This is a genomic window from uncultured Maritalea sp., from assembly GCF_937139385.1.
Taxonomy (GTDB): domain Bacteria; phylum Pseudomonadota; class Alphaproteobacteria; order Rhizobiales; family Devosiaceae; genus Maritalea; species Maritalea porphyrae_A.
The window spans coordinates 1-3,043 of sequence record NZ_CAKZPW010000401.1; the positions used below are offsets into that span (position 1 = coordinate 1).

Annotated in this window: 2 protein-coding genes; one reads left to right on the forward strand and one right to left on the reverse strand. The window is 49.9% G+C overall.

The window, feature by feature from the left end:
* A partial coding sequence (locus Q0231_RS15860) for a sugar-binding transcriptional regulator (RefSeq protein WP_299349095.1) occupies nucleotides 1-792 on the reverse strand: 792 nt, incomplete at its 3' end.
* Between the two features lie 84 nt (nucleotides 793-876).
* Between Q0231_RS15860 and Q0231_RS15865 the strand changes: the two genes are divergently transcribed.
* Complete coding sequence (locus Q0231_RS15865; protein ID WP_299349098.1) at nucleotides 877-2,916, forward strand: bifunctional aldolase/short-chain dehydrogenase; 2,040 nt, start codon at nucleotides 877-879, stop codon at nucleotides 2,914-2,916.
* Nucleotides 2,917-3,043 lie beyond the last annotated feature (127 nt).

The window sequence follows — 3,043 nt, forward strand, 5'->3', positions numbered from 1 at the left end:
TACCGGTTTGCCATCTTCATTGATGAACCGACCACAAAGTACACCGCACGCGCCTTGATTAACATAGGTCTTGAGGTCTTTTTCTGTGGCAATACCACTCATCACCACATGGGAATTGGCTTTAACCGAACCCGCTGCAAATACAGCTTTGTTGCAATGCTCCAACGCGCTTAGCTGCTTCTTGATGATCGGCTCTTCACGCAATTGGCGGGCAAGCTCTGGGTTGGTTACAATTGCCGGAGCGTGCAAGTTCACACATGCAGCCCCCAGCCCTTGGGCCAAGTGCGCAGAGCAAATCTCTGCGGTAAACCCATATGGGGTGGCCATAGACCCAACCAATTGGGCCACCTCGACGTTGGGAATGGTCACATTTGCTGACGAAACCAAAATCTCCGCCATCTCGAAAATGGTTTGCCCCCAGGCAACGCCTAATTTGTCTCCTGAAACCACCAAATCTGGTAGCCACTCCGCGGCACCACGTGCAGCACGTGTAAGTCTAGATTGAACATCCCCAAGACCATTTGGCACAATAAATGCAGCTTTCAGGCCAAACTTATCCCTCAATTGGTTCGCCAAACTGTGGCCCATAAAAACATCTGGCGCCATTGTGACGCGGATATAGTTTTTTTCTCGCGCCTCTTGCAAATAATTGACCACAGTGGCGCGCGAAACATCCAATCGATCGGCAATCTCATTTTGGTTCAAGCCATCATGATAATAGAGCCATGCCGCCTCGACTACGATTTCATCGCCGCTAACCTGCCCAGATGCGCGCCTTTTACCGTATGCCATAACTTCCCTTTTTTTCTATTTGACAGGAGCGACTAACATTTGTCAAATTACAAAAAATCATCCCCAACTTGAACGGATAGCCCCTTGGTAAAAAATCTCTGGAACGACAATGACGCTCAAACATATTTAGACAATGCTGGTCCAGAGGAAGCCGATCGTCAACTGGCATTGAGGATTTATACATCCCACATCATTGGTCAAGACCCAGACATGGTTATGCATGGCGGCGGTAACACGTCAGTTAAGGTGAAGCGCCAAGATATTTTTGGCAATCAAATCGATGTTTTGCACGTCAAGGGTAGTGGTTGGGACCTCGAAACAATTCAAGCGGAGGGGTTGCCTGGGGTGCACATCACGCCGCTAAAGAAGTTGCGTCAGCTGAATGCCTTGTCAGACGAAGACATGGTCAATCTACAGCGTTCCAACTTGCTAGACAGCACATCTCCCAACCCATCGGTGGAGACTTTGTTGCATGCCTATATTCCACACACATTCGTTGATCATACGCATGCTACATCGATGTTGGCCCTAGCAAATATGCCGAATGTTGAGGAAGTCATCAAAGAGATTTTTGGCGATCATGTCGCAATTGTACCCTACATTATGCCCGGTTTTGAACTGGCCAAAGTGGCGGCCGATATTTTTGACAAAAACCCAAATGTTGATGGTCTTCATTTGATAAATCATGGTCATTTTACATTTGGGGCGGATGCCAAAACATCGTATGAATTGATGGTTGAACACGTGAGCGCCGTTGAAAATTGGTTTAAGGCTCGTGCCGCCAAAGCGATATCCGCTCCAAGCCAAAGCCTCAACCCCACCAGCGTGCTGCCAAAAATTCGGGCGTCCTTAGCGCGCACAATGGCTAGTCATACCCAAAATCCGGATCAACCGGCACCATTTTTGGATTTGCGGAGCAACAACCAAATTCTTGGTTTCCTAGCGCGTCAAGATTTGAGTTCTTTGGCCACACGTGGGGTCGCAACCCCAGACCATGTGATCCGCACCAAAGGGTTCCCAACAATCATTCAAAGCGACGCCCAACAGGCAATTGACTGCGCAATAGATGAATTTGTTGCGGCGTATAAAGCATATTTCGCCCGCCAAGATGCTCGGATTAGCGATCGAAAAACCATGCTTGTGCCGACCCCAAATCTATTTTGGGTGCCCGGGTTGGGGCTGATTGGTGTTGGGTCGAATGCCAGTGCCGCGCGTGTTGCGGCTGATTTGGGCGCACAAACGGTTCAGGTAATGGAATGGGCTGAGGCCAATGGTGGTTTTCATCCGATTGAGGAAGATGATTTGTTCGACATGGAATATTGGTCTCTTGAACAAGCCAAGCTGGGCAAGGCAAAGCCCAAGCCCTTGCAAGGCAAGGCAGTATTGGTGACGGGGGCCGCAGGTGCGATCGGTTTGGCGACCGCCGTAGCTTTTAAAGAGCAAGGCGCCAATGTCTTCTTGATTGACCGGGATCCACAAGCTTTAGAAAAAGCAATTGAAGCACTGGGCCCAGATCACGGCGGCGCGGTTATTGATCTGTGCAGCGAAAACGGCGCCCAACTCTCCGTTGAGGCAGCAGTAAACCAATTTGGTGGCGTTGATGTTTTGGTGAGCAATGCAGGTGCGGCATGGTCGAAATCCATGTTGGAGATGGATCACGACACGCTGCGAAACAGTTTTGAGTTGAATTTTTTCTCTCACCAAAAGATTGCGCAAGCAGCGGCGAAGGTGATGATCGCCCAAAATACCGGCGGACAAATCTTGTTCAATGTTTCCAAGCAAGCCGTTAATCCCGGCAAGGATTTTGGGGCGTATGGTTTACCCAAAGCGGCCACGTTCTTTTTACTAAAGCAACTTGCTTTGGAACTGGGTGAACACGGCATCCGCGTAAACGGCGTAAATGCCGATCGAATCCGTTCTGGTTTGTTGACAAAAGAGTTCATCGAAAGTCGCTCCGCTTCTCGCAATATTAGCGCCCAAAACTACATGTCGGGTAATTTGCTCAAGCGCGAAGTTGAAGCTCGGCATGTGGCCAGCGCCTTCGTAGCCCTGGCAATGGCTGACCGCACCACGGCCCATGTAATGACAGTTGACGGCGGCAACATTGAAGCTAGCCTGCGGTAGTCAATGACGTTGAATATGGTCGGAGTTGGTTTGATCAGGCGTCGAGCTTCTCCGGTACGCGCAACCCTGAAGCGCGCCTTCTGTTTGAAAACAATATGTCTATCAAATGCTGACGCCGGACACAGCA